The organism is Methylobacterium sp. (assembly GCF_019745455.1).
Classification (GTDB): Bacteria; Pseudomonadota; Alphaproteobacteria; order Rhizobiales; family Beijerinckiaceae; genus Methylobacterium.
Genome location: NZ_JAIETD010000019.1, coordinates 1 through 5440 on the forward strand (window position 1 = coordinate 1; position 5440 = coordinate 5440).

The 5440-nt window shown below is 59.9% G+C and carries 4 protein-coding genes and 1 pseudogene; all 5 read left to right on the forward strand.

Translation table 11 applies throughout. The features are described from left to right. Positions 1 to 514: 514 nt before the first annotated feature. Positions 515 to 1150, forward strand: a pseudogene (locus K2Y56_RS03220) (IS1380 family transposase); the annotation flags it as partial. 191 nt (positions 1151 to 1341) lie between these two features. Further along, on the forward strand, positions 1342 to 2076 hold the full coding sequence (gene flgF, locus K2Y56_RS03225; RefSeq protein ID WP_292504968.1) for a flagellar basal-body rod protein FlgF: 735 nt from the start codon (positions 1342 to 1344) through the stop codon (positions 2074 to 2076). Positions 2077 to 2351: 275 nt separating this feature from the next. After that, a complete protein-coding gene (locus K2Y56_RS03230) occupies positions 2352 to 3263 on the forward strand; it encodes a DUF4396 domain-containing protein (protein WP_292504971.1) in 912 nt (303 codons plus the stop codon). Between the two features lie 308 nt (positions 3264 to 3571). Continuing rightward, on the forward strand, positions 3572 to 4027 hold the full coding sequence (locus K2Y56_RS03235) for a hypothetical protein (protein ID WP_292504974.1): 456 nt from the start codon (positions 3572 to 3574) through the stop codon (positions 4025 to 4027). Positions 4028 to 5104: 1077 nt separating this feature from the next. Continuing rightward, on the forward strand, positions 5105 to 5440 hold a 336-nt coding region (locus tag K2Y56_RS03240; protein WP_366848161.1), incomplete at its 3' end, for a DUF2231 domain-containing protein.

Consider the following 5440-nt stretch of genomic DNA (forward strand, 5'->3'; position numbering starts at 1 on the left):
CCTCGTTCATCGGTTGCTCCAAGGAAAACCTTGGCGCGTCAACGCCTTAGAAGGCAGGAAGCTTGCAGACAGTCAGTTAGGTAGCAAAGCCGGATTCGGAAAGACTGACTCCGGCCATCTGGTATTCTGATATTGTCTATGTGATCACTACTATGGTATTCATAAATTCAGGCACCGCTGTCATCATGAATTGCGTTGTTGTCGCTCAATTCTCTGCCGGCTCTGGCGCAAGTTGAAGGTGGAGCGCCTCTTGAGCTGCTGACATGTGATCGGCCCCACGAGGCGGCACTTGGCAAAGTTTGATACCACTGGCGAAGTCACGCGGATGCAGCAAGAGCGCGTGCGCAACGTGGCTTTGGCATGTGGCGGTGACCGGATCACTTTCAATCTAGCCCGTCTTATTCATGAGGGTAGTGGATCTGAGGTAGCGAGTGTAGCGTAAAGCATTGATAGGGCTTAGAAATTGGGTGCTGCCATTAACCTTCTTCACCTGATCGAGCCCGCCACGCCCGCCATGTCCATTTCTACGTGTCTCCCGTTCGCGTTTCCATCCGTCCGGGGCAAGAAGCTCACAGCTGCGTTTGACGGCGAACGCCTGACCTCGGACGGCGGCGTCCTGCTGCTCGCTCAGGCCGCGCGGCGGCTCGGTATCGCCGAGAAGCTCGCCGCGGTGATCCCGGATCGGCGTAATCCGAGCCGGATCGTGCATCCGCTGCCCGAGATCCTGCTGGCGCGCATCCTGGCGATCGCCTGCGGCTACGAAGATGCCGACGACCTCGACCATCTGCGCGCCGACCCCACCTTCAAGCTCGCCTGCGGACGCCTGCCCGAGAGCGGGCGCAACTTGATGAGCCAGCCCACCGTCTCGCCGCTGGAGAACACCCCCGGCCTGCGCGACCTGATCCGGCTTGGGCGGGTGCTGGTCGACCTCTACTGCGCCAGCTACGCCGCGCCACCCGAGGCCGTCACGCTCGACATCGACGACACCTGCGATGTCGTGCACGGGCATCAGCAACTCTCGTTGTTCAACGGCCATTACGACGAACGCTGCTTCCTCCCCATCCACGTTTACGACACCGCCACCAGCCGTCCCGTCGCGATGATCCTGCGGCCGGGCAAGACGCCCTCGGGACACGAAGTGCGCGGACATCGGCCTTGCTGCAGGACGAGATGCGACCGTCCGGCATCCTACCCAGCGCCCACATTATCCTTGCGTTGCTCGCCGACTGGGTTGAAGATTATTGGGAGCTCATCCGGCTTCCCGGCCTAGATCGAGGCGCTGCCTATCTGGCGGACCAGGGTCCATTCCAGCATCCAACACCAGGGCAAGGACGGTCTTGAATGGTCGGTAAATCCACAGTCGGTCTGTCGCGCCTCGTTGCTCTTCGGCACGAACTCGACGCGCTCGCCAACAATATTGCCAACCAAACGACGGTCGGGTTCAAGGCTAAGCGCATTCTTTTTCGCGAGTATCTGTCCGAAAAGAAGGCCACGGACGATCCTTTCAAGAGAGATCCACAGGTCTCTCTCGTGCAGGCCTCTGCCGGTTTCACCGATTTCTCCGATGGCGCTCTAAAGTCGACGGGCAGCCCCCTCGACGTTGCCATCGTGGGAGAAGCCTTTTTCGTGGTCAAGACGGCGGCCGGCGAACGATATACTCGCGATGGCGCTTTCAAGCTCGATGGAGCCGGCCGCCTTGTCACGTCAGGTGGGGACCCCGTGCTGACGACGTCTGGGCCGATCACCCTGTCTCCACAGGATGGCGAGGCCTGGATTGCTGCGGATGGAACAGTGCTGACACCAAAAGGCCCCCGTGGCCAGTTGCGACTGGTCCGGTTTGCCGATCCACAGACCTTGCGTGCGGAAGGCGGAAACTTATTTGGTTCGAGCCGGCAACCGACGGAGATCCGGGCGGATCAGGTCCGGCTCGCGGCTGGCGTTCTCGAGACGTCCAATGTTCAACCCGCTCTGGAGATGAGCCGAGTCATGGAGGTCACGCGCGCGTATGACTTTGTTGCCTCGGCGGTGATGAAAAGCAAAGATAACGACGAACTTAAATTACTATCGAATTTTTGAGGCAGCAGAAGTAATCTTGAGCTTCAACAACCTAGTTCGGAGACGACACAACGAGACCTATGCCGCGTCAATCCAAACACTCCATCGAGCCTGACCAGAAAAATTCTTCAATGAGTGACGTAGTAGGCTGAAGGCACGGAGCATACAGATCTGGCAGAGCGACCTGTCGCGCTTCCCAAGCGGTATCAGTTCACGCGTAAACTTGCTGACAGCCTTGACCACCACGCGCAATGAGCGAGGAGGTGGGTGGCGATCCAGCTATTTGAGGAAGAACCATGCTCGACTCCGCCCTGGTCGTCTGGTTCGTCCTGACAGGCTTCTGCGTCGCCTACGTAGCCTGGGACGCTTGGCTGCGAAATCCTGAACTGAGTGTGATGAAGTGGGGCTGGGTCCTCGTGACCCTCTACGCGGGGCCGGTCGCCGCGGCTCTCTATGTGCTCTCTTGTCAGGAGCCAGGCCCGCTTCGGCACGAAGGCTTCGTTCAGCCCCTTTGGAAGCAAGCTCTCGGCTCGACCATTCACTGCTTGGCCGGCGACGCGACCGGCATCATCTTCGCTGCCGCGGTCACCGCCGCACTGGGCTTTCCGATGTGGCTCGACCTCGTCGTCGAGTACGCGTTGGGTTTTGGCTTTGGGTTGATGGTGTTCCAAGCCTTGTTCATGAGGGACATGTTGGGCGGATCCTACGGGGCCGCGTTGCAGCAGTCCTTCATGCCGGAGTGGCTGTCCATGAATGCCGTGATGGCCGGCATGATCCCCGTCATGATCTCGTTGATGAGCCGCGGCATGAAGGCGATGGAGGCGACGTCGCTTCGGTTCTGGGGTGTGATGTCCCTCGCCACCATGGTGGGCGCGGTGGTCGCCTACCCGGTGAATGTGTGGCTGGTTGCGGTGAAGCTGAAGCACGGAATGGGCACAGTGCGGGTGCTTGGCGCAGGTGGCCACTCGATGGCGATCGAGAAGCAGAATGACCCAGTCGTGGCAACTGAACCTGCCGCTCCAACCGTGGGCCATACCACGATGGCAAGCGATCAAACCGGCGCAATGGTGATGACGGGTGGGCCGAGCGGACCGCAATTGGCAGCGGTCACGTTGCTGACGCTCCTCCTGCTGGGCGCTGGCGTCGTACTGGCGGACCTGTTGGGCGGTTTTGAGACCGATCCAAGGGCGACGATGGAGATGCCGTAGGCGAGAGGGCAGGGAGACTGAACACATTCCTACAGAACCGGGCGATCACCATGCGTCGCCCCTTCAAGGCGACCGGCCAGGCACGAAACATCCTGGAAGCTGTCCTTCGCTTGCGCCGCCCATCCGATGCACGGAGCGTCCGCAGCCTCCCCACAGGGCTCATCGCAGGCCCCTGCGAACGTGCGCGCTGGATCGAGTTTGCGTGTTCAAGCGTTGTTCATGGGAAGAGGCCCTCACTCGTCTCTGACGCGGGCTCGACAATTCTCACGCACCAATCTGGAGATCTGATTATGACACGACTTCTCAAAATGAAGACCGCGCTTGGCGCTGGCTTTGTGGCGTTGACGCTAGTGGGCGGCTTGGTTGCGAGTTCTGGCGCTGCTCAGGCTCAGGGTCACGGTGGGGGCCATGGCGGTGGCGGCCATGGCGGTGGGGGCCATGGCGGCGGCGGTCACGGTGGCTATGGTGGAGGGCATGGTTCGTACGGCGGCCATAGCGGCGGTCACGGTTATTACCGCGGCTTTGGCGGTGGCCATGGTTCCTATGGCCGTCACGGCGGGGGCTACGGCTACGGGGGGGGCTATTATGGCGGTCACGCCTACTACGGTGGACATGGTTATTATGGTCGTCGGCGGGGCTACTACGGCGTGCCTGTCGCCGCGGGCCTGATTGGAGGCTTAGCGCTGGGTGCGGTTGCAGCGCACGATCCGTATTATGGCGGCTATGGCTACGGTTACGCTCCCGGCTACGTCTACGGCTACTGATTAGCTCGGACATGCAGCCGCATGATTTAGCACTCACGAGGGCTCGACATGGCATATCGTCTAGGTCGAGCCTAAGTGATCGCTTTTGATTTATGTTTCGCTTCGGTCAAGCCATCGTGATCAGGGCCGAGGCAGCCGCACTGACAGAAACCAGAACTTTGATAAGCGTGATGTCAGGTCCTGACGTCCAGCATTGTTTGACGCGCACTCACCTCTCAGGGGTAACCTCATGAAGATTTTTGTTTTTGCCGCGACTTTCGTTGCGTTTGTCGCAATAGGGCCTGCCGGAGCGGCTCCGCTTCCGGTCCAACCAGATAGTGTCGCATCCGAGGGAATTGCTGCTCCGGTTCGCGAGCATGCGATGGGACACGGGCGGATGCGTGAAGGGAACATGCGCGGGATGGGCCACGGTGGCCGGATGGGCGGCGCGCGTCACGGCAACATGCGTGGCATGGGACATGGCGGGATGAGGAGCGGCATGGGGCACCGCAACAGGCGTGGGATGAACCACGGTATGTAAATCTACCGTCTGGTCTCGTCTCCGCAACACCATCAAGCCGTGGCGAGTAAATGATGTTTGGCGTCCAAATCTAAGAAAAATTTTACCTGTCTCAGATCAAGCGTACTCTGCCTCTACGGGCGATTTCGCACTGCTGCAACGAGACCTCGCCCGTAGAGGCAGATTGAGGTGAGATTAGTCAGCGTAAATACGGCGACCCAACGAAGAAATTTGACATAATGCACGACTTACGATCCGGGCTATCCTGACGAATTGAGTGTGCGAACCCTGATCAGGGCGGCAAAACGGTATGCGCTTAGAGTCTTAATACATCTGCTGACCTATTGCGCGTGTTCGTCACGGCGACTGCGCAGTTTGCATACCGAGCCGCTTTCTCATCGGCGGTGCCGCGCAATCCCTCTGCTGCATCCGGGTGAACACCGAGGCCGAGATAGCGAGGCACTCTGTCGAGCTTTGGCGATGTGATATGGTGCCAAATTAGGTGGGCAAAGGCCGACCACGTTTCATCCGGCGCCCCTCGCCTTTCCGGCCGGCTGCAGCCGCTTTCGAGAGAGTCCATGTTCGAAGTCATCCCAAACTGGCACCCGCTGATCGTCCATTTCACGATCGCCCTCCTGCTCACCGCCGCAGTACTGTTCGTGCTGGGAGCGATCTTCGCCCGGCGCCCGCTCGGAGCTGCCGCGACGCTCGTGGCGCGGTGGAACCTCGCCTTTGGTGTTCTCTCGACCCTCATAACACTTGCCACCGGGTGGCAAGCTTATAACTCGGTCGCGCATGACGAGCCCTCGCATGCCAACATGACGGTGCACATGCAGTGTGGACTTGCCTCGCAAAAGTGGAGAGCTCTTTCCGTGAAGGAGGAGGTCTCCGATGGCAGAACCCAAGAAGCAGTT